Raw genomic sequence first — 20,797 nt, forward strand, 5'->3', positions numbered from 1 at the left:
GGTTCTGACTTGGCGGAAAAATTCACGGAGCAAGACATCGGCCCCGCCTAGCCCGCTTGCGACGGCGCCAAAACTTACAGCCCGTCGCCATTTATCCCGAGGCCTGTTAGCTATCCGCTGGTCAACGATGCTCGGTGGTCCTCGGCGGCTGAAAACCTTCGTACAACCTAGGGCTCCCGTAGTATGCGAGTTGATTTTCGATCCACTGGTTCAGACGAACTTCCAATACCTGAGCCATCCGCGCTTCACGGTCCGCAAGATCCTCCTCTTCACCTGGATCCGCCTCCAAGTGATACAACTCCAGCCTAGGATAGGGATACTCGGTTTTCAGTAGTTTCCACGGCCACGAAACCAAACCATACTGCCGCACCATCGCGTTAGCGTACATGAAAACCGGCCTATTACTCTCCCCTGTGGCCAACGGCGCCTCCCCTTGAAATGATTCCGGTATCGCCATTCCGAGGCTCTCCAAGACCAACGGTGCGATGTCAATGTGACTAATTGCTGATTCTATCTTCTTGTCGCCAAAGTTTTTCGCGCCGGGTAATTTGACGAGTGTCAAAGTCCTCATGACCTCATCATACATTGGCCCTGAGTGATTACCGAAGCCGTGCTCGTAAAATGCTTCGCCGCTGTCGCCTAATACTACAAAAACACACCTCTCCCAGATTCCTAGCTCTTTGAGCTCTTCCACGAAAGCTCGAAGTAGCTCATCTACGTTGCGTACAGCATTCAAATATCTGTTTCGGACGACCTCCCGCTTCTCAAAGGGCCAGCGATAATACACCGCGTCAAATTCGAAAGTTGCGGGTTGATATGGCTCAATTCCTCCCTCTGGTATCACATAACTGAAGTGAGTGTTCTGTAGGTTGACCCCAAGAAAGACCGCGTCAGTCGATCGTTGGCCGCTAAGCCAGTCTGCGGCTATTCGCAACGTTTTGCTATCCTCAATCTTTCCTGCCGTTGCCCGCCCGGTCTTCAGCAATCTGATCAGCCCCGCATCGTCGTCCTCGTTAACCCAAGTGTCGCCTGAAAAATCTTCTGAATGATAAAAAAAGTCGACATCGGGCACTTTTAGCCAATTAATCATACCTCCCCATTTCTCGTTCTGCGAAGAAATGTATCCAGTAACATAGTCATGCGCCTTGAAAGCTTCAAAAAGCGACGTCCCGCGCCACTCGGCATCAGCAGGATAGCCCTGCAGCCTTGAAGAACGAAGCGGATATTGTGAATACCAGACGGCAAGGTCAGCATAGTTTGAATGCGAGGACGACGCGTACGACCGCGTGAAGACCATCGCTTCTTCGCTAAGAGCCTGGAGGAAGGGAATGGGGCTCGGTTGCATCTCAAGGAGGTCATAACGGAGAGACTCTACAAGAAGAAAGATGACTGGTACTGTTGCGTGTATCGCAGAGGTAGGCTCGTATTTCCTCCTGGGCGGAAGGGAGTTAGCTAACGATGCTTCCCTTTCGGCGACCCTTGCATCCCTTGTCCATCGTTCGATCGCGAACTTGTCGACGGAAACTGCAGAAATGCGCGCGGAAACATGCGGGGCGGAGAGCACAAGGACTGCCAATGCTGTCGCCGAGAGGATCGAAACATGCGGGATCGAAAACGATTGCTTCGCCGCACTTATGAACTTGCGGTAGGCTCTCGTAAAGAAAAACACTGCGACCAACAAAAATAGGCCGAAGGCCGCCATCTTGGTTGGCGCCGTTTGCAGCAGGTGTAGGAGAAGTTGCCCGTTGTTCAAGACCAAAAATGCAAGGATATCCCCGCTGGGCCCGTACCCTAAAGACGCAAGGAAGGTCCAAAAAATAGAGCAGTACGCTGCGCCAAAAACAATCAAAACCGCTGATGAAAGTGTCGCAGCTTTTCGTATCAGAGGGTTCTCCATTCGCTCGACGGCCAACCCGATCAATCCAACCAGTGACACTGCAGCGACCCATCCAGCACAGGCATTGATTACCAAGAATAGATTGCTAACTGCGCTTCCCGAGCTCACGGGCAAGGCTTTCCTGAAAAGGACTACACCAACAATAGCCAGATCGATGGCAGGTATCAGCATTAATGGCTGATTAACGATCGCGAATCTGTGCTTCGATTGCAATTATCGTAGCCTCCATCGAGTGCTGGTTGCGCTCATACGTCGTAGGCCGCGGCTTTCATCTAATACCCAAAAAATGAAACGAGCATGGAAAGGCAGGTGATGAAATTTCGGACCAGTATCATCTCACACCGGTATCGGTAGTGGGGCTCTCTATTGCATAGAACGAGCGGCGGACACTGCGTTGACCAGCAAGACTGCACTTCCCCGCAGGGACAGGGGGGGGATTGGCCTAGCGAGGCCAGCAATCATCCTGACTTCCGCTCCTCGTGATAGTCCCGATCGGCGTTGACGTCCCAAAGTTTTCCTCGCACATCTATTCCCGCGATGATGCCGTCGACCGCGGTCATTGCGGTGAGCATCGAATGGTCCTGATTGTTGTAGCGGTGCATCCCATTCCGGCCGAGTGGAAAGAGGTTGCGAAACTGACCGAGGTAGTCACGAATCTCTCCAAAACGATCGTAGCTGCCAAAGTAGGCGGGGTAGGTCTTGGGCATTCTGATGACGATATGGTCCAAGACCGCGTCGGCATCGATCACACCGATGGTCACTAGCTCGGATACTCCAAAGCGGAACATGTCGTCATCGCACAGGCTCCAGAGGTAATCACCTTCGTTGACGAAATACTCTAAGCCGATCCACACAGTTTCCGGATCGGCCACCATGTAGGGGCTCCAGTTGTTGAAGATCTGCAACCGGCCGACCTTCACCTGAGGCTCTTGTACATAGATCCAGTTGTCCGGGACCTTCTCCCTCAGCTCGAGGCCCGAGACACCGCCGCCGAGCCGCAGGCGCCTGAGTAGCAGACCGACGGTTATAAAGTCGCGATAGGGGAGTTCGAGGGCGACCTCCCTTACATTCGGCGGTGCTTCCGGCGCTAGGCCGGCAACGAGGTCACGGACCGGCATAGACGAAAGGAAGTGCTCGCCCTGCAGGGTGCGCCGTGCGCCATCCGGTCCTTCAACGTCGGCGGAGACAATCGCGGCTGCTTTTTGTCGGAGGCATGTGACCCGGGTGTGATAGTGGACTTTTCCTCCGCGCGCCTCGACCAGCGCGGCAACTTTTTCCCAAAGCTGCCCGGGGCCAAACTTCGGGTAGAGAAACTGCTCGATCAGGCTGGTCTCGGTTCCTTTCTGGGCCACATCGCCCCCGCGTCGGACGATCGATCGCAGGGCGTGTGTGACCACAGCCGAGACCGAAAGGCCCTTGATCCGTTGCGCACCCCACTCCGCGGGGATCGCATGACAGGGCACTCCCCACACCTTTTCGGTGTAGTCGCGGAAGAAGGTAGCGTAGAGCTCATAGCCGAAGCGATTAGTAAGGAAGTCCTGCAGGCTCCGCTCCGGGCGCACCGGGCGTAGCTTGCCCTTCGCGTAGCTTGCAGCGAGCTTGAAGCTCTTCACCCAGCCCAGCGCAGCGAGCGTCTTGGTGCTCGGCTTGATCGGATAGTCAAAGAACTGACCACCGTACAGGATACGCGAGACCCGCGGGCGCAGGAGCATGACATCGTCGCACAGTTCGGGGTCGGGCCCACTGGCAGCCAGGTCTAGATGACGGCGTTTGTTCTGGTAACTGATCTCCGTCTGCCCCGCTACCGCCCTCCCCACACCCTGGATGGGCAGGATTCGCGTCCACCAATTCATGACACGATCGGATTTGGAGAAAAACCGGTGCCCCCCAATGTCGATACGATTGCCCTTATAGTTGATGGTCCGAGCGATGCCGCCGGCGAACCCGCTCGCTTCGATGACGATCGGGCGAATGTTCGTGCGTGTGACCAGCTCGTAAGCGGCCGTAAGCCCAGCTGGCCCGGCACCGATAATGACAGCTGTTTCTTGCGACATCCGTACGCCTGCCCTCAATTGTCCGAGCCGAGTCACTGCAAATGAGACTTTGGTTTCTGCATGTTTGGCAGCCTCATCGGCAATCTTGGTAGCGGGAAGGGGATCGCGGTGCTTGTTCGGCGCTGCAACCAAAATCCTGCCCTTTCCGTTCGCGGTGCCGGGCGGTCGCGTCCGCTGTGACCCTCGCCAGGACACTTCGAAGACCTGGTCCGAAGCTGAACAACTTGTGGCAGGCAAAGGAATAGAACGTTACGAGGCCGACCGCCAGGAAATGACTGAGCATGTCCATTGTGACTGACGCTGGGATGTGCGTCGCTACCCATTGGGTCGTTATCAGACCAGCGACCGCGGTACCGCGGAATACATAGGACAGGGTGACGGTCAGGGTCAGACCGCCCAATGAGACAACGAGGAAGGTCTGCATCTCCCGGAAGACGGACCGCCCGGACGGGACGAATGTCAGCCAGCGGTTGAGTACAAAGCTGACTGCCATTCCCGCCACGAACGCAACCGAGACCGATACCCCGTATTCCCAACCGTGATCGAGACCGGCCCGCTCGTAAAGCAAAACCCCGACGAGCAGGTTTGTCGCTGCGGCGAGGCCGGAGAACACTAAGAAGCGGGCGAATTGGCGATTCAGGTAAAATGGGGCGATCTTCCGCATTACCGTAGCTCGTTCGCGCACAGTCTTTGTGCCCCATATCTTCGTCGGGAAACCGGCGTGCCTTGAGGATGCTGTAGGGCAGCACCAGAAACTGGTGAGGCCACGCCGCTTTGGCGCGCCTAAAGCGTGCGGCGTCCTGCCAACCATCAGCGCCGGCGAGTGCTGCCGAGATGACCAGCACGATCATATCGCTGGGGCGATGGCGCCGGTTGATCGGACGGCGTGCATCCGCCAGTGAAGCAAAGGCTGTGACTAGGGCTTGCTCGCCAGGGATCGGGTTGATGTTCGGCATGGCCAAAACTCTACAGTGCCGGCTTGTTTGGTGGATTGTGGAGCTTCGCTCAGACAAAGTTTAAAAGGATATCGTAAGAATCTGAGCCTATTTCGCTGGCGCTTGTGGTGACCCTGGTCGAAAGGTCGAAAGCTTAAACCTGCGATAGATATCGCATTTAGAGTATTTACGGAATGCGCTACCAGCCAATCGTTTAGCAGAGTTTGACATGGCAATGAAGTTATGGGAGTCAGGGAAATTTCTCGAGTAAGGATAGGTGCTCACCCGACCTTCGGAGTAGGTAGCGCCGAACTGATTCGTGACAAATGCACAGGAGGTCGGTGTGGAGTGCAACAGCAGATAAGGCAGGAGACGCTGAGAGGGCTTTTTGGCGGCAACGATCTATAAGTAGTCGCTGGGCGGTCTGCATTTTGCCGCGAGCCAGGTATCGTAGTAGGTGGCACGAAAAGGGCCATTGTCGAGAGACGGCGGCACACCGCACCAGCGCTGCCGCGTGAACGACAGACTGGACAGCGTCGATGCGCCCCGACAGACTGATACCGGCCGCAGTCTGCGGTTAGTGTTTCGATGGCTGATCCGCACCACCTGGGGAGAGATGCGAGCAGACGGCGATTTTGCTTGGGTGCAGCGTCTGGCAGTCAGCGGCGGGCCGGGTGACACATGCGCGTTTGAACACATGCGGGAGCACTTTCGATGACCGACCCCGACCGCCTCATCACCCCCGCCGAGGCCGCTGACGACGGCGCCCTGGACCGTGCGATCCGCCCCCGTCGGCTGCAGGACTACGTGGGTCAGCCGGCGGTGTGCGAGCAGATGGAGATTTTCATCGGCGCCGCCCGCGGCCGCGGGGAGTCCCTGGACCACACCCTGATCTTCGGCCCGCCGGGGCTCGGCAAGACCACGCTCTCGCATATCATCGCCCACGAGATGCAGGTGAACCTGCGCCAGACCTCGGGCCCGGTGCTGGAGAAGCCCGGGGACCTGGCGGCGCTGCTCACCAACCTGGAGTCCGGCGATGTGCTGTTCGTGGACGAGATCCACCGCCTGAGCCCGGTGGTGGAAGAAATTCTCTACCCCGCCATGGAGGACTTCCAGCTCGACATCATGATCGGCGAGGGCCCGGCGGCCCGCTCCATCAAGCTGGACCTGCCGCCCTTCACGCTGGTGGGCGCCACCACCCGTGCCGGGCTACTCACCTCGCCCCTGCGGGACCGCTTCGGCATCGTCCAGCGCCTGGAGTACTACAGCGCCGAGGACCTCACCCGCATCGTGCAGCGCTCGGCGCAGATCCTGGCCATCCACGCGGAGGCCGACGGCGCCGCGGAGATCGCCCGGCGCTCCCGCGGCACGCCGCGCATCGCCAACCGGCTGCTGCGCCGCGTGCGGGACTTCGCGCAGGTGAAGGCGGGCGGGCACATCACCCGGGACGTGGCCGACCAGGCGCTGGGCATGCTCAAGGTGGATGGCCTGGGCTTTGATCACATGGACCGCCGCCTGCTGCAGGCCGTCATCGAGAAGTTCGACGGCGGGCCGGTGGGGGTGGAGAGCCTGGCGGCGGCCATCGGCGAGGAGCGCGGCACCATCGAAGACGTGCTGGAGCCCTTCCTGATCCAGCAGGGTTACCTGGTGCGCACCCCGCGCGGGCGCATGGCCACCCAGAGCGCCTATCGGCACTTTGGGCTGGTGCAGCCGCGCTCGGATGGCAAGCCCATGCAGGACTTGTTCGGGCCGCCGCCGGACTGAGCCGAGCAGTCGCTCCTGCCGTCTGCGGGACCCGCCGATCTGTGCCATGCATGTCATTAGTTTACCAGTACCGGTACCCGCGCCCGGACACCAAAGTTACGCACACCGCTTGTGCCCGAGGGTCTTTGCTGGGTGCATTGGGGAAAGAGATACATGCGCTTCTGTCGGAAGCCGTCGTTCTCCAAAGTAGCCAGACTTCCATCCTCACCGATAAGGCCGAAATGTGTGACAAAGCTATCCCATCGACACCTCCCGTATTCTTCTGCGTTCTCATCGGCGTTTGGGTAACCCAAATCGGCACATTCCTCAAGACCTTCTATGGTCGTCACATTCGGCGCCACCCAATCGTTGTTGTTTCCCGTGGGATCAGTCATTTGAGTCGGGGAATCGTCTTCGATATCAGGGCTGTTCGCCAATATCCACATAATTGAAATCCCGACCGTTCCCACAACGGTCTTGCAACTTGCGGGTCCATCGCTGCAGTTGATGACAGGCGCCTTCATTTGCCAGGGAACCGTTCGGTCAGTGCGTTTTTCCCAGCAGTCTCGTAAATCTTTCCAGACGGAGTTGGCCATTCCTTCGTTCGTGGACATATCGGCACCGAAATGGATTTGAGGCCCCTCGTAGCCACCGAGGCAGTTATCAGGCCCATTACCGTTATCAATGATGTCCCGTAACTCTTTCGCACTAGCTGCGCCACTACAGGGTTGCTCAAAAGAAGTCCACATGCCCGTATCGGTGGTGGAGGGGATGAGCTGCGCGATACTGCAATCGCTGAACGTACCGTCGGCATCGGTCAACGCTTCCTCGCACAACGCGATCGGCATTTCCGCCTCATCAGGTGCCAGCGCACCGGCATAACCAACATAGGCAACCGCAGAGCGTGCCGCGTCATAATCCGAAAATCCAAGGAAGCCGCCAACCAAGGCTTGCACTGGTGTTGTTTGTCGTGATGCGGTGACGCGCACCGCATTGATTTCTCCGGATGCGGGGTCATTGAGGTCGTCGGCCCCGCCCGACCCATCAAGAACCTTACCGCTGAGGTCTGGCGGTATGATGGTACCGGTGAGATCAGCAGTAAAACGACCGCCACCCGCCGGGTCGAAGCGCCAATGCCCAATTTCCACAGTCACCGAGTCCGGTGCGGAGCCACGGGCCAGATTGTCGCGCACCGCCGCCCTCGCCGCCGCAGCCGTCTCAATGCGCCGGATCACCGTTCCGCTTGACGCCGGATCATCGGGATTCCAATACAGATTCGCTGCACCTTCCAGTGCACCCGCATCCACCGCCGATTGCAGTTCCGCCGTGGCGACGAACAGATTGTTCATGTCCCATGCCAGGGTCCCGAGCCCGAGCACCCCGGCCATGGAGACTGTCCAGAAAACCGTGGAGACACCTCGTTGTCTGCTTCGCATCGTGGTCATACGCTATTCTCCTTTCGGCGGTGGCTCGGGCAGCTTGCGCATCGTTGCGCTCGCACTCAGTGTGATGTTCGGCAGGCCGCTGCTCAAAAAGGCCGGCAGCAGGAAATATCCGTAGTCGTAGCTCAGATTGATGGTGATGGCATCGCCCGAGTCCGTCGCCCACGGGTCGGTTGCCAGGGCCTCGAAGGCGATCGTGCTGTTATCATCCCAGCTGATCAGATTCGGCTCGACGGATTGGGTCAGGTAGGCCCGCAGGTCGGATTCGACGTTCGTGTAGAGCGACTGGGATTGCCCGATATCGCGGATGGTCTCCCGCGCCATCGCCCGTGCTGCTTGGGTGAGAATGGCCTGATCGAAAAAGCCCACAGCCAGCTCGACGAAGCCCAAAAAGACGATCAGGATCACCGGCAAGACAATCGCGATCTCGACGATCTCCGCGCCGCGCTGGCTGCGACGGCTGCTGTGCTTGCGCATTGTCACCTCCCAGGGCGTGGCCCCCTGCCATCGATCAGCGATGAGTCACTTACTCGACATAATTGATGCCGCCGGCGGCCAGATCGAGCGCGTCGATGCCCAATAACGTGGCCGCAAAGGTAGCGTGCTGAAATTGGACGCCACAGCGCACCTCGTCGCCCGCACCCGCGACGATTGTGGTGCCAGCTCCCATGGGGATGCAGTCCTGCGTCTGCACACCGGCATCTCCAAAATTGATGAGAAACCGGGTCCAATCGCCGATACGGCGATTCACTTCGGCCCTGGAGATCCGTTGGTCTTCTGCCGGATCGCTGTCGGGCGTGATCTGGGTCACATCCACCCAATACAGGGACCCTTCCCTGGCCCCTTCCCGTGCCGCCTGAATCAGCACACCATAATTGAACATGGCAATGGAGAATTCGATCAGGGCGAATACCATGAAAAGGGTCAGGGGAAACAGAATCACGAACTCCACCAGCTCGCTGCCCCGTTGCCGGCGGGCGCTTGCGCGCCGCCGTGTGAATCCCGGCGTCACTTTGATCAACGGTGTGCTCATCACGCTTCATCCTCCTGGGTTGACCACCGCCTGAGCCTGATCAGCGCCGTTTTGGACGTATGCCCTCAAGGCGCCGCAACCTGCCCTTTCATCAGCTCGACACGGCGCTGGTTCGTATCCGCCATGGCATAGAAATGGGGGGAGAGTCGCTTGGCCTCGGCGAACAGCGTCTCCGCCTGATCCAGCTCGCCGGCGAGCATGGCCAGATAGCCGACGTCGTTATAGGCCTTGGGCATCTCCTGGATCTTGGCCAGCGATTCGATGGCATCCGTGTAGCGCTCCTGGCGGGCGTAGACCAGGGCCAGATTGCGCCAGGCGCGGGCATAACGCGGGTCGGAGAGCAGCGCCTCGCGGAAGGCGGCGATGGCGCCACCCCAGTCGCCCGAGAGGTAGCGGGAATAGCCGAGATTGTTCAGGATTTCAGGATTGCCCGGCGTCAGCTGCAGGGCCTGCTCATAGTGGCGTTGGCCCACGGCGTAGTCGGCGGACAGGTCAGCGATCACGCCCAGTGCGTTGTGGGCCCGCCAGAGCTCGCCGTTGATGCTGAGGGCGCGCTGCAGGTGCTGTCTGGCTTCGGCGTAGTCCCGCCGCTCCAGCAGCAGCACGCCCAGCTCGGTCAGGGCGCGCACTTCGTCCGGGTCTTCGTTCAAGGCGCCTCGATAGGCGACCTCTGCGAGCCGGTCGTTATCGCGGGCGCCATGGATGGCCCCGATCTTGGTCAGCGCGACGGATCTGTGGTCGTCGAAGTCCAGCGCGCGGATGTACTCGAACAGGGCTTTGTCCACGTCCCCCTCGGCGAGGGCCGCGTCGCCCCGCTGTAGCGCCTCCGCCGCCGAAGTGACGGGCAGCAGCGTGCCGTGGGCCACGTTGGACTTGCCGTCGTACAGGGGGCTGAACAGGCCGAGGTCCGAGGTGGCCCGCTGCGGGCCGCCGGCGCAGCCGACGGTGAGTGTGGTGGCGCAAAGCAGCGCGGCCAGGCCGAGCAGTCGGGGCGATGACGGTGTCTTTGCACCTTGCGTGAGGCACCTGGCAGGCCCTGCGTGCTCGGCAAAACCCCGCTTGTGCCGCCATGTGTGATTGTTTGTGCGCGCCTGGTGATGGGCGGCGACGGGTGCCGGCGTGGGTGCGCCGGCGCCGTTGCCTGGAGATTGGGCGATGATCATGATGGCGTCCGGTCTTGTGTTGATGGCGTCGTCAAGAAAGGGTAGTGCCGCTGAGGGCATTGATGGCACGAAAGATGGCAGGCCCCATGGTGACCAGCAGAAAGCTCGGCATGATGCAGAACACCAGCGGGAAAATGATCCAGGTACTGATGCGCGCGGCCTTCTCCTGGGCACGCTGCAGGCGTTTATCGCGCAGATCGTCAGAGCAAATACGCAAGGTCGCGGCAATACTGGTGCCAAAGCGCATGCTCTGCAGCAGCATGGCCACCAGTACCTCCATGTCGTCCAGGCCGGTTCTATCCGCCAGGTCTTTCAGTGCGGTGCGGCTCTCCATGCCCGCACGGGTCTGCAGGGAAAAAAGCTCCAGCTCATCGGCGAGCTCGGGATGGGAGACCTCGAGTTCCCGGGCGACCCGCTGGATGGCGGCGGTCAGGCCAAGCCCGGCCTCGCTGCACACCACCAGCAGGTCCATGGCATCGGGCAGCCCCTTGCGCAGACGCTCGCGCCGGCGGCGGGCCAGATAGGCCAGCACGACATCCGGCAAAAACAGACCAATGGCCGCCGCAAATGGCAGAAACTGGAAAAACTCCGCCGCCGACAGCCTGGGACTGACCATGGTGGCGCCGAACAACAGCACCGGCAGCAGCACCAGGGCCGTGAGCTTTAGGCCGTAGAACAGCCGCGGCGCCTGCTCGGTGCGAAAGCCCGCATGCCGCAGCCGCGCCTCGGTGCGGCGGCGCCCCGCCGCTTTTTGCGGCGCGCCGAGCACCCCCAGCCGCTGGATGACACGACCCAGCTGGCGCGTGGTACTGAGGTGTCGTCCGCTGGCGTCTTGCTTGGTGGCGTCGATGCGGTGGCGCAACGGATCACGCAGCCCCAGCAACAACATGCCAACGCCGATGGTCATGACGAAAACCGCGGCGCCCACCAGCACCGCATAGCCGAGCTGCAGCTGTTCGGCCTCGGCGAACAGACCGCCGAGCCAATCGACCAGTGTCGTGAGTGTTTCCATGGCCGGTCGCCTAGACGTCGATCTTGACAATGCGGCTGATCCACAGAACGCCCACCACCTGCATGGCGAAGGCGCCGAGTATGAGCTGGCGCCCGAAGGCATCCCGGGTGAGGTTGGGCATCAGCTCGGGGTCGAGCAGCGAGAAGATGCCGACCATGACGAATGGCAGCAGCGACACCACCCAGCCCGCCAGGCGGCCGCTGGCGCTCAGGGTGCGCAGGCTGCGCTGGAACTTGAAGCGTTCGCGGACCACCGATGCGAGCTTCTCGAGCAGCTCGGCGAGGTTGCCGCCGGTTTCCCGTTGCACCTGCACCGAGGCCGTCATGGCGATGGCTGCGACCGTGGGCACGCGCTCCAATAAGCCGAGCAGCGATGCGCGGACATCGCCGCCGTAGTTGATCTCGCTGAACACGATGCCGAACTCGGTGCCGGCGGGCGGTTTCATTTCATCGGCCACCACTTGCAGGGCTTCGGTGAAGGGCAGACCCGCCCGCATCGCCCGCGCGGCGATGGTCAAGGCGTCGGGCAGCTGTGCCTCGAACCGTGCCAGGCGGTGCGCACGCCGCTGCAGCACCAGCAACACCGGTGCGGCGGCCCCGCCGGCCCCGAGCAGCAGCGTGCCCAGGCCCAAACCCCACAGGGCGGTGCCGAACAGCGCCGCCGCCGTCGCCAACCCAAGGCACAGCAACGCCAGGCGATGGGCGGGCTGACTGGAGCCCGCCTGCTCCAACAGGGTCTGCAGACGCGCCAGAGCCGGTAGTTGCGCCAGGCGTTGCTCGAAGGGTGAGAGCTTCTGCAAATAGCGCTCACGCACCGCCGAGACATGGGCCGCGGCGGCCGTATCCGTGGAAAGACCGCGAATACGTGCGCGCAGACGCCGACGGGCACGGGCGCCACTGCCCATCAACGGCGTAATGAAGGCCTGCGTCAGCAAAAAGCCGAGGGTGAAGACCATCAACAGAAAGATTTCCTGGTCCGACATACGAGCCTCAACAAGCAACCACCCGCGCTAACCCCGCTGGCACCAGATCCAACCCCGACACCACGCCGAAGCAGACCCCAAACCACAGCCAACGCCCGACCTCACCAACAACCAACAACCAACAACCAACAGCCAATAACCATTAACCAATAACCAACCTCACCTCCCACGCCCCGGATCAAACACCCCAATATCCAATTCCAGCCCGCGCCGGCGCATTTGCTCGTGGAATTTCGGCACCAGGCCGGTGGCGCTGAAGTGGCCGAGGACCTTGCCCTCGCGATCGATGCCTTCGCGCTCGAAGCGGAAGATCTCGGACATGGTGATCATGTCGCCCTCCAGGCCATCGATTTCCTGCACGCTGGTGACCCGCCGGCGGCCATCCTCCTGCCGTTCCAGGTGCACCACCAGATCCAATGCCGACGCAATTTGCGCACGCAGGGCACGGGTGGGCAGATTGACGCCGGACATGGCCACCATGCTTTCGATGCGCGTCAGGCCATCCCGCGGTGAATTGGCATGAATCGTGGTTAGTGAGCCGTCGTGGCCCGTATTCATGGCCTGCAGCATGTCCAGTGACTCGGCCCCGCGCACCTCGCCGACGACGATGCGGTCGGGGCGCATGCGCAGGCTGTTGCGCACCAGGTCGCGCTGCGTCACCTCGCCGCGGCCTTCGATGTTGGGGGGACGCGTCTCCAGGCGGATCACATGCGGCTGCTGTAGCTGCAGCTCGGCGGAATCTTCGATGGTGATCACCCGCTCGTCCGGCGGAATAAAGCTGGACAGCACGTTGAGCATGGTGGTCTTACCACTGCCGGTGCCACCACAAATCAGCACGTTCGCGCGCCCGTGCACGACCACCTGCAGCACCCGGGCGATGTCGCGGGTCAGTGCGCCCAGCTCGATGAGCCGCTCCATGGTCAGCCGATCGGTGGGAAAGCGCCGAATGGACATGAGCGGCCCGCTCAGGGTGAGCGGGGGAATGATGGCGTTGACGCGCGAGCCATCGGCGAGGCGGGCATCCACCATGGGCGAGGACTCGTCGATGCGCCGGCCCACCCGCGAGACGACCCGGTCGATGATGGTGCGCAGGTGGCGCTCGCTGTCGAAGCGCGTACCGGTCATCTCGAGCTTGCCATGGCGCTCCACATAGACCTGGTCGGGGCCGTTGACCAGGATGTCGGAAATGCTCGAGTCCGCGAGCAGTCCCTCCAGTGGACCCAGCCCCAGGATCTCGTTTTGGATCTCATGGATGATGCGTTGCCGCTCCGCGGTGTTGAGGGGCAGGGACTGCTGCGCCAGCAGGCCTTCGCAGGCGTCCTGAATCTGCGTGCGCGCCTCGCCGTCGGGCAGGCGCGCCAGCACCGAGAGGTCCATCATCTTCACCACCTGTTGCAGCAACGCCTGCTTGGTCTGCTGCTCGTCACCGGACAGGCCGGGACGCAGGCGCCCGCCCAGGCTGCGTCGCTGGAGCGATGCGCCCTCGGCGGCGGTACCGAAGGTGCTCTGCAAATGGCCGAAGCGTTTCGTGCTTTGTTCCATAGTCGTGCTCTCAACGGCGCAGGCCGTGCAGCCAGCCCAGGGGCGTGCCGCGAGGGTGCTCACCGGCGGCGGCCGGCGGCGTGGTCGCCAGATCCACCAACTCCTTGATCGCCTTCGCGAGTGGGGAGCGGGGGTCGGAATCGAACAGCGGCACGCCCAGGTCGATGCTCTGCCGGGCGCGGTGATAGTCATTCGGCAGGGTCTGGATGCGGCATGCCGGCAAGGCCTCTGCGAAGTCCCGGGTGCGCACTTCGTTGCGCCGCTCACAGCGGTTCAGCACGACGATGATGCGCTCGGCGGGGACGCCCAGGCTCTCGATGAGAAGCGCCGCCAGCCGCTTGGTGTCCTGCAGGTGCACCACCGTCTGCTGCGCCACCACCATGACGGCGTCGGAGCGATCGAGCACCGCCGCCGTACCGTGATCGATGCGCCGCGGCAGGTCGACCACCAGCTCTTCATAGGCTTCATCCAGCACCGCAAACAGCTTGCCCACCGCCGCCTCTGGAATGTCTTCGGGCAGCACCAGACCTTCCGCCGCGGGCGTCAGCAGCGTGAGCCCGCTGTCGTGCGCTTGGGTGTAGCCCTGCAGGGCGGCCATATCCAGTGCGTCCACCTGCTCCAGGGCGCGGATCAGGCCGTTGCGCGACTGCAGGTCGAAATAGGTGGGCAGGGTGCCGAACTGCATTTCGAAGTCCAGCAGCAGCGCATGGCGTTTGAGGCCCTTGGCGAGCATGTGCGCGAAATTCACCGCACAGAAGCTCGCCCCGCTGCCGCCCTTGGCATTGATGAACGCGGTCACCCGCGCCGACAGCCCGCCGCGGCGCTCGTGCTCCTCCCTCGCCAGGCGATCCAGCGCGGTGCTGAGCTCTTCGGTGCGCGCGGGCAGGGGGAAGAAGTCCCGCGCGCCCGCGCGCATGGCGGTGCGAATCAACTCCATGTCATCGGCGACGCCGAGCACCAGCAGCGGGTGTCTGGCGCTGGCGCCGCCCGGGAAGCAGCGTTGGAAGACACCCTGCCAAGCCCCGTCCACCACCAGCACGATGGCGTCACAGCGCTCCTGCGGCTCCGAGAGCACCGGCGTACCGCCATTACCGAGCAGCTGGGTGGTCACCAGCATTTGCGGGCGTGCCCGCAGGGTCGCCTCGGTTGCGGACAAAGCCGCGCCCGGCGCGCCCACCAGCAGCACTCTCAGCGGATGGCGCATGGTTGCTCCCCGCCCTGCCCGAGCACGCACCGTCGCTGGGCGCGGCGGCTGGGCCGTACCGGTGTCGCCGGCGCCGGGCGCCGACCGGGCATCCCGTGCATGCGCAAGGCCTGCCGGCGCCGATTATCGTCGGCGTCATCGTCTGCGACGGCGGCGGGCATGCCGCGCCCGGCCGCGATCGCGCCCCCGCCACTGGGTTCCTGGCGATGCATGGTTACCCCCTATGCGTGATTGGGATCAGTTGCCCATCTCGAAGCGGACATCCTGCACGGTCTGGCTTTCCGTGAAGCCCACATCGCCGGGCAGGGCCGCCTCTTGTCGGTAGGCCTGGAGAATGGCGAGGGCCTTGCTGCCGTCGAGCCCCGTGCCCGCCGTGCCGCTCGCGTCGGTTTGCAGGTCGACGGTATAGCGCACGGCTTCGCCGAAGTCCGCGGTCTCCCAATAGTCGTCGTCGGTGGCGCAGCCGCCCGCGCCGGCGCCGACGACGGCGGCCACCAGCAGGCGGACCGCGGCGTTGCTGTGCCTCTTCATCGTCTGTCCTCGCGATTACAGATCATGTCCAAAGGGTCCTTCGGCGCCGGTGCGGTCGGGACCGAACCGACCACCCGCCGCCGTGCCCGGGCGCTGGCCCGGTGGGCGCCCCTGCAGGCGTCCCATCAAATAGAACTCCTGATCGGTGGGCTCCACGAAGCTGTCGGTGGGCAGCTTCACCAGCTCGGGGTCATAGGAGCGGGCGAGGCGCGGTGTGACGAAAATCACCAGCTCTGTCTGCCCCTTGACGAACTCCTGGCTGCGAAAAAGGACGCCCAGCATGGGCAAGTCACCCAGACCGGGAAACTTATCCACGTTCTCTCGCAGTTGCTCATTGATGAGACCGGCGATGGCGATGGTCTCGCCGGTGCGCACCTCGACGGTGGCATTGGCGCTGCGTTTGGTGAGCGCCGGGATAAAGAAGGTGCCGCCCTGCGCCTGGGTGGGCAGTGTCAGCGCGTTTTGCGTCGCCAGCTCCGACACCGACACGCTCACCTTCAGGCTGATGACGCCGGAGTCGAGCACCACGGGAATAAACACCAGACCGACACCGAAATCTTTGAATTCGATGGTGGTCTGGCCCAAGTCCTGGGGCACCGGGATGGGGAACTCACCGCCGGCGAGGAACTTGGCCTGCTGACCGCTCAGGGTGGTGAGATTGGGCTCGGCCAGAATCTTGGCGAGACCTTTATTCTTGGCGGCGTCGATGACCAGGTTGAACAGGAAATTGCCGGCCAGCGACTGGGCGAAGAGGCCTTTATCCTGAATACCCGGTCTGCCCGGTACGAACTCGGGTACCGCGGGCCCCCACATGCTTTCACTGAAGAGCTGTGGGACTCTGAGTCCATCGGGGTTGATGTAGTCGGGAAAGCGTGCGCCACTGCCAACGGCGCCGATCTGCACGCTGCCGCCGTTGTAGAAACCGGTGAAGTCGACGTCGAGGCGCTTGACCACGCTGCGGGCGATCTCGGCCACCTTGACTTCCAGCATGACCTGTTGCGAGCCGCCCACCTGAAGCAGATTCAGCACCCGCGCGGGCGCACTCTCGTCACCCGCGCCCCGGGCATAGCCCTCGGCGAGCTGGATGGCCGCCTCGGCCTTCTCGGCGCTGGACACCTGGCCGCCGACGATGATGGCGCCCTGGGCGGCGCGCACCTCGACCCGCTCCCCGGGCATGGCTTGGTGCAGGCGCACCTTCAGTTGCTCCAGATCGGGCGTTACGTCCAGTGTGATGGTGCCCGCCACGCGGTCATCGGCGCTCCAGAGCACGATGTTGGTGGTGCCGAGCCGCTTGCCCACCGCATAGAGCTGGCGCGGGTCCAGCACGAGGATGTCGGCGATTTCCGGATTCGCCACCGAAACCCGCGATACCGTCGAGCGCAGCCGGATGACGCGGGATTGATCCAGGGCGATGCCCACCCGCTCGCTGCCCGCAATCATGCCGTCCGCCGCCCAGACCTGATCGCACTCGAGCCAGGGGATGAGCGCCATCGCCGACAGCAGACCGAGCAGACAGAGAACCGGCCGTCGGTGGCGTTGCGGGCGCGCTTGCGCCGCCGCCGGCGTCATGGGTCTCGAGCCGTGCGCCCAAGCCCGCCAACCCCGCAGATGCTTTGTTCTGATCATATTGAATGTCTCACGTTGAACCGCAGACCTGTGCCGTTTCTGGGACGGCAGCAGCGCATGCCATCGCATGCATGCCTCGCATCGACATGCCGTGCCCGGAGGGGCGCGGGTCGCATGGTCCGGCGTCGACGACGCGGGGGCACGACCCTCGCCGTGCGCCCCGGTCTCAGCGGGCGAAGTCAACCCGTGTCTCCTCCACGTCGCCGAAGACGGTCTCGCTCTCGCTGGTACCGCGAATCACCACCACCACCTCCCGTCGGCTGCGGGTGGGGGGCAAGGCCGCCGGGGCTGGCTCAGTGGTGGCTTCCGGAGTGGCTGCCGCCACCGGCTCCGGCGCCCGCCGGCTACCGTCCAGGGGGTTGCGCAGGGCCAGCTGGACCTTGCCCTCCTGGGTGGCGCGGACGATTTCCTCCGCCTCTTTGGGCCAGGCCTCCAGCGTGACCGCGCGCACGATCACCGGCGCGTTCTTGTCCGGCGATGCCGTCTGGTCCACCGCCAGCACTTTCATGTTCTGCAAAATGGTGCGGGCCTCCGTGCCCCGCCCGCCGCCACCGCGCCGGCGGGTGGCGATGACGTCCACCCGGTTGCCCGGCAGCAGGAAGCCGGCGACACCCATGACGTCGTCCACGCGCACCGTAATGGCCCGCTTGCCTTCTGCGACCACCGCGGCGAGGGCGCTGCCGCCGACGTGCTCGGCCACGCGCCCATCCATGAGGATCTCGCCGTTGAACAGCGTGAAGGCGGCCACCTTGCCGATGACGGCCTCGGGCTCGACAAACGCCTTCGCCGGCACCGCATCCACGGGCAGCTCCACGATTTTGATGAGGGTCTCGTCGATCTTGGTGCCGAAGGGGATCTCGGTGGCCGCGGCCACCACACCCGCCATGTCTTCATGCACGCCGGCGCCGGCGAGGCGCTCGCTCATCCAGCGATTGGCGGCGACCGCGGCGAACCCGGCGAGCGCCAGTGAGATCAAAAGCATCAAGAGGCCACGAAGTTGCATGACGCTGCTCCCGTATGAGCCGCCCTAGCGGCCGTGCGCGGTGTGAGCCGTCGACTGATCCAGGGCCGCCGGCGTCACGAAGTAGTTATCCCAGGCCCAGCGCAGCGCCGACTCGTCGATGCCCGCCTCCCCCAGATAGCGCGCACGATCCAGCGCCAGACCCAGGAGGTCCCGCGGGTGACAGGGCAATAGGTCCACCCGGTGGCGGGCGTGGAGCTGGTCGATCAGGAACCGCACCTGCGCCGGCTGGAAGTCGATGCCGCTGCGCTCGCATTCCTGGCGATAGATGGCCGTGTAGGCCTGCGGCGTCGCCGGCGCAAAGGGCACCTTGTAGCCGATGCGCCGCAGGAAGGCCTGATCGGCGAGGGACAGCGGATCCAGATTGGTGGAGAGCACCAGCACCAGATCGAAGGGCACGATGAACTGTTGTCCGCCCTTGAGCGTGAGATGGTCCTGGCGCTCTTCCAGCGGGATGATCCAGCGATTGAACAGGGCCGTCGGCGAGATGCGTTGGCGGCCCAGGTCATCGAGCAGCAGCAGACCGTTGTTGGCGCGCAATTGCAGCGGCGGCTGATACAGCCGGTTGGCGGCGTCGTAGCCCAAATCCAGCATGTGCTGGGTGAGCTCGCCGCCGGCGACCACCATGGGCCGCTCGCACAAGACATAGCGCCCGTCGAAGCCCTCGCGCAGCAGTGCCGATGCATCGGCGGCGGACTGCAGGGGCCGATGGACGGCGGGGTCGAAGCAGCGCACGGTGCTGTCGCCGATGGCGATGGCATGGGGCACCAGCACCGGCGGCCCCAGCAGGCGGCTCAGCCGACGCGCAATGAAGCTCTTACCCGTGCCGGCGGGGCCGTAGATGAAAATGGCCCGTCCGGAATTGACCGCCGGCCCCAGCCGGTCCAGCAGGGCCGGCTCGATGACCGTATCCGCAAAGGCCTCGTGCACCCGCTGCCGGCGCAGCGGCGCCTCGCGTCCGGACTGGGCCGACACCACGCGCCGGTAGTCCGCCAGCGGCACCGGCGCCGGGCCCACATAGCCATCGCGGCCAAAGGCCTCGGCGGCGGTGCGGCGTCCCCGCTCGGTCAGGCCGACGCGCAGGAAGGGCGAGCTCCCCTGCATGCCCAGCACCTCGACCCGGCCATCGCCGCGCATCCAATCCGCCAACGCCTCCACCAAGCTGGCGGAGAGGCCCAGGCGCTGGCCGAGGGCGGCCATATCCAGTGCGCCCGCCTCCGCCAGGTGCTTGGCCAGCAGATCGGCGAGCAGCGTCTGCGCCAGACCGAGATCGGCGAGGGTCGCCGGTCGCGGCGCCAGGGCGCTGAGGCGTTGCGTTGAGTGTTGCATGACGAATCCTGTGTGTCGTAACACGCGTTATTTTTTATGGTGTGCGTGATTGTTATTGTGTCCGTGCGCGTCTGCTCCTGGCCGGGCCGCCGCCTGGCGGATCACGCCGGCATCACACCGGCCAGAACACGGCCATGGTGCTGCCCGCCGCAATGGCCGGTGCAAAGGGCATGCGCCAGCGCATCGCCTGCACCAGCGTCCCGAACAGCGCCGACACCCATTGGCTGCTGCGCCAGGCGTGCAGTCCGGCGCACAATTGCCGCCATCGGGCCCGCGGGTCCTTTAGGATCAGCACGTACAGCGCCACCGCCACCGCCATCACACCGCCCATCAGCACAATCAGCACCAGTGCGGTCAAAATCCGCTCACTGCCCAACAGCGCACCCACCGCCGCCATCATCTTGGCATCGCCGGCGCCACCGGCCCGAAACAAATAGGCCAGCAGGAATGGCGCCATGCCAAGTCCGAGCCCCCCGGCGCTGATGACCAAGCCCGCCAGCCCCTCCGCCAGACCCCAAAGCCCGAGGCCGAGCACGATCCCGGCCACCGCCAGTCCATTGGGGATTTTGCCGCGGGCGAGGTCGGTCCATGCGGCGATCCAGACGGTGATGAACAGTACGGATACTGCGGCGATGTTCAGGTAGCTAGTCATGGTGGAATTTGAGAAATCCTAGATGACGTCGTAGTCGTTCCAGATGCATGGGAGCTGGGCCGGAGCGGAAAAAGCGAAGCGTGTATCATGCCATAACTGAAAGGGCCGCTTTCGCTCTCTCAAGTCTGCGCTACGCTTCTCTATGACGGAGGCATGATGCTGGCGAGATACGTCATTGCGGCGCTCAGGCGTGTTTGTAACTCGCCGTCACTAAAGACGGCGACGGCAATTCCTATAGTTCTTAGCATTTTTTTCTATAGTTAGAGGAACCAATCAAGTTACTCTCGGAGGTGATGAAGATGACTCGCAGTCGTCGCATTGATATCCCGAACCCAACACTGCTGCGCAGTGCTTTGGAGCGGGAAAGCGATCCGACAGTGCGCCTGCGCTTGATCCTGCTGAACCTGATCGCGGAGCTACCACGCTCGCTCTCCCTGGCGCAGATCTGCGCCATGGTTGATGTGCCCGAGCCCACCGCCTACGTCTGGGTGCGCGCCTGGCGCGAGCGTGGGTACCAGGGCGTCTGCCATCCCACCGAAACGGGAGGTGCGCCCGGGCGACCGCCGTCCCTCGACGACACGGATCTCGCGACGCTGAAGCGCCTGCTCGACGCGCGAGCGTTCTGGCTCAC

18 protein-coding genes and 1 pseudogene are annotated in these 20,797 nt (G+C 63.2%); 2 read left to right on the plus strand and 17 right to left on the minus strand.

The window, feature by feature from the left end; translation table 11 throughout:
• Positions 1 to 121: 121 nt before the first annotated feature.
• From QZ588_RS11950 to QZ588_RS18135, 4 genes and pseudogenes are all read right to left on the minus strand, one after another.
• Positions 122 to 2,110, minus strand: a complete 1,989-nt coding sequence (locus QZ588_RS11950; RefSeq protein ID WP_295543016.1) for a sulfatase-like hydrolase/transferase — start codon at positions 2,108 to 2,110, stop codon at positions 122 to 124.
• 245 nt (positions 2,111 to 2,355) lie between these two features.
• On the minus strand, positions 2,356 to 3,951 hold the full coding sequence (locus QZ588_RS11955) for an NAD(P)/FAD-dependent oxidoreductase (protein WP_295543017.1): 1,596 nt from the start codon (positions 3,949 to 3,951) through the stop codon (positions 2,356 to 2,358).
• 73 nt (positions 3,952 to 4,024) lie between these two features.
• Complete coding sequence (locus tag QZ588_RS11960) at positions 4,025 to 4,615, minus strand: GtrA family protein (protein ID WP_295543019.1); 591 nt, start codon at positions 4,613 to 4,615, stop codon at positions 4,025 to 4,027.
• Between the two features lie 79 nt (positions 4,616 to 4,694).
• Positions 4,695 to 4,907 (minus strand): annotated as a pseudogene (locus tag QZ588_RS18135) (transposase family protein); the annotation flags it as partial.
• A gap of 693 nt (positions 4,908 to 5,600) precedes the next feature.
• Between QZ588_RS18135 and ruvB the strand changes: the two are divergent.
• On the plus strand, positions 5,601 to 6,650 hold the full coding sequence (gene ruvB, locus QZ588_RS11965; RefSeq protein ID WP_295543021.1) for a Holliday junction branch migration DNA helicase RuvB: 1,050 nt from the start codon (positions 5,601 to 5,603) through the stop codon (positions 6,648 to 6,650).
• A 56-nt stretch (positions 6,651 to 6,706) separates the two neighbouring features.
• Here ruvB and QZ588_RS11970 read toward each other — a convergent pair whose 3' ends face one another.
• The 13 genes from QZ588_RS11970 to QZ588_RS12030 all read right to left on the minus strand — a co-directional run bounded on the left by QZ588_RS11970 (position 6,707) and on the right by QZ588_RS12030 (position 20,166).
• The gene (locus QZ588_RS11970; RefSeq protein ID WP_295543023.1) at positions 6,707 to 8,074 is read right to left on the minus strand and encodes a TadG family pilus assembly protein; all 1,368 of its coding nucleotides are present in this window, start codon (positions 8,072 to 8,074) and stop codon (positions 6,707 to 6,709) included.
• A 3-nt stretch (positions 8,075 to 8,077) separates the two neighbouring features.
• Entirely contained in the window at positions 8,078 to 8,548 is a 471-nt protein-coding gene (locus QZ588_RS11975) for a TadE/TadG family type IV pilus assembly protein (RefSeq protein ID WP_295543025.1), read from the minus strand.
• A gap of 49 nt (positions 8,549 to 8,597) precedes the next feature.
• On the minus strand, positions 8,598 to 9,104 hold the full coding sequence (locus QZ588_RS11980) for a TadE family protein (RefSeq protein ID WP_295543026.1): 507 nt from the start codon (positions 9,102 to 9,104) through the stop codon (positions 8,598 to 8,600).
• 65 nt (positions 9,105 to 9,169) lie between these two features.
• Entirely contained in the window at positions 9,170 to 10,267 is a 1,098-nt protein-coding gene (locus QZ588_RS11985) for a tetratricopeptide repeat protein (RefSeq protein ID WP_295543027.1), read from the minus strand.
• A gap of 31 nt (positions 10,268 to 10,298) precedes the next feature.
• Positions 10,299 to 11,279, minus strand: a complete 981-nt coding sequence (locus QZ588_RS11990; RefSeq protein ID WP_295543029.1) for a type II secretion system F family protein — start codon at positions 11,277 to 11,279, stop codon at positions 10,299 to 10,301.
• Between the two features lie 10 nt (positions 11,280 to 11,289).
• Positions 11,290 to 12,261 (minus strand): type II secretion system F family protein, encoded by a 972-nt coding sequence (locus tag QZ588_RS11995; RefSeq protein ID WP_295543030.1) that lies wholly within the window; start codon positions 12,259 to 12,261, stop codon positions 11,290 to 11,292.
• A gap of 159 nt (positions 12,262 to 12,420) precedes the next feature.
• On the minus strand, positions 12,421 to 13,803 hold the full coding sequence (locus tag QZ588_RS12000; RefSeq protein WP_295543032.1) for a CpaF family protein: 1,383 nt from the start codon (positions 13,801 to 13,803) through the stop codon (positions 12,421 to 12,423).
• 10 nt (positions 13,804 to 13,813) lie between these two features.
• Positions 13,814 to 15,007, minus strand: a complete 1,194-nt coding sequence (locus tag QZ588_RS12005) for a pilus assembly protein CpaF (protein WP_295543033.1) — start codon at positions 15,005 to 15,007, stop codon at positions 13,814 to 13,816.
• 237 nt (positions 15,008 to 15,244) lie between these two features.
• The gene (locus QZ588_RS12010) at positions 15,245 to 15,538 is read right to left on the minus strand and encodes a hypothetical protein (RefSeq protein WP_295543034.1); all 294 of its coding nucleotides are present in this window, start codon (positions 15,536 to 15,538) and stop codon (positions 15,245 to 15,247) included.
• Between the two features lie 15 nt (positions 15,539 to 15,553).
• Positions 15,554 to 17,164, minus strand: a complete 1,611-nt coding sequence (locus QZ588_RS12015) for a type II and III secretion system protein family protein (protein WP_295543036.1) — start codon at positions 17,162 to 17,164, stop codon at positions 15,554 to 15,556.
• Positions 17,165 to 17,330: 166 nt separating this feature from the next.
• Positions 17,331 to 18,167: a Flp pilus assembly protein CpaB gene (cpaB, locus tag QZ588_RS12020; RefSeq protein WP_295543037.1), complete on the minus strand. Its 837-nt coding sequence runs from the start codon at positions 18,165 to 18,167 to the stop codon at positions 17,331 to 17,333.
• 24 nt (positions 18,168 to 18,191) lie between these two features.
• Entirely contained in the window at positions 18,192 to 19,514 is a 1,323-nt protein-coding gene (locus QZ588_RS12025; RefSeq protein ID WP_295543038.1) for an AAA family ATPase, read from the minus strand.
• Between the two features lie 112 nt (positions 19,515 to 19,626).
• The gene (locus QZ588_RS12030; RefSeq protein ID WP_295543040.1) at positions 19,627 to 20,166 is read right to left on the minus strand and encodes a prepilin peptidase; all 540 of its coding nucleotides are present in this window, start codon (positions 20,164 to 20,166) and stop codon (positions 19,627 to 19,629) included.
• Between the two features lie 299 nt (positions 20,167 to 20,465).
• Between QZ588_RS12030 and QZ588_RS12035 the strand changes: the two genes are divergently transcribed.
• Positions 20,466 to 20,797: helix-turn-helix domain-containing protein (locus tag QZ588_RS12035; protein WP_295543042.1), on the plus strand; the 332-nt coding region annotated here is incomplete at its 3' end.

The sequence above is a fragment of the uncultured Thiohalocapsa sp. genome, from assembly GCF_913062725.1.
Classification (GTDB): Bacteria; Pseudomonadota; Gammaproteobacteria; order Chromatiales; family Chromatiaceae; genus Thiohalocapsa.

Bases quoted from the DNA above. Each gene is read 5' to 3' on its own strand.
- QZ588_RS11955 (WP_295543017.1), bottom strand. From the start codon at position 3,951: ATGTCGCAAGAAACAGCTGTCATTATCGGTGCCGGGCCAGCTGGGCTT.
- QZ588_RS11960 (WP_295543019.1), bottom strand. From the start codon at position 4,615: ATGCGGAAGATCGCCCCATTTTACCTGAATCGCCAATTCGCCCGCTTC.
- ruvB (WP_295543021.1), top strand. From the start codon at position 5,601: ATGACCGACCCCGACCGCCTCATCACCCCCGCCGAGGCCGCTGACGAC.
- QZ588_RS11970 (WP_295543023.1), bottom strand. From the start codon at position 8,074: ATGACCACGATGCGAAGCAGACAACGAGGTGTCTCCACGGTTTTCTGG.
- QZ588_RS11975 (WP_295543025.1), bottom strand. From the start codon at position 8,548: ATGCGCAAGCACAGCAGCCGTCGCAGCCAGCGCGGCGCGGAGATCGTC.
- QZ588_RS11980 (WP_295543026.1), bottom strand. From the start codon at position 9,104: ATGAGCACACCGTTGATCAAAGTGACGCCGGGATTCACACGGCGGCGC.
- QZ588_RS11985 (WP_295543027.1), bottom strand. From the start codon at position 10,267: ATGATCATCGCCCAATCTCCAGGCAACGGCGCCGGCGCACCCACGCCG.
- QZ588_RS11990 (WP_295543029.1), bottom strand. From the start codon at position 11,279: ATGGAAACACTCACGACACTGGTCGATTGGCTCGGCGGTCTGTTCGCC.
- QZ588_RS11995 (WP_295543030.1), bottom strand. From the start codon at position 12,261: ATGTCGGACCAGGAAATCTTTCTGTTGATGGTCTTCACCCTCGGCTTT.
- QZ588_RS12000 (WP_295543032.1), bottom strand. From the start codon at position 13,803: ATGGAACAAAGCACGAAACGCTTCGGCCATTTGCAGAGCACCTTCGGT.
- QZ588_RS12005 (WP_295543033.1), bottom strand. From the start codon at position 15,007: ATGCGCCATCCGCTGAGAGTGCTGCTGGTGGGCGCGCCGGGCGCGGCT.
- QZ588_RS12010 (WP_295543034.1), bottom strand. From the start codon at position 15,538: ATGAAGAGGCACAGCAACGCCGCGGTCCGCCTGCTGGTGGCCGCCGTC.
- QZ588_RS12015 (WP_295543036.1), bottom strand. From the start codon at position 17,164: ATGATCAGAACAAAGCATCTGCGGGGTTGGCGGGCTTGGGCGCACGGC.
- cpaB (WP_295543037.1), bottom strand. From the start codon at position 18,167: ATGCAACTTCGTGGCCTCTTGATGCTTTTGATCTCACTGGCGCTCGCC.
- QZ588_RS12025 (WP_295543038.1), bottom strand. From the start codon at position 19,514: ATGCAACACTCAACGCAACGCCTCAGCGCCCTGGCGCCGCGACCGGCG.
- QZ588_RS12030 (WP_295543040.1), bottom strand. From the start codon at position 20,166: ATGACTAGCTACCTGAACATCGCCGCAGTATCCGTACTGTTCATCACC.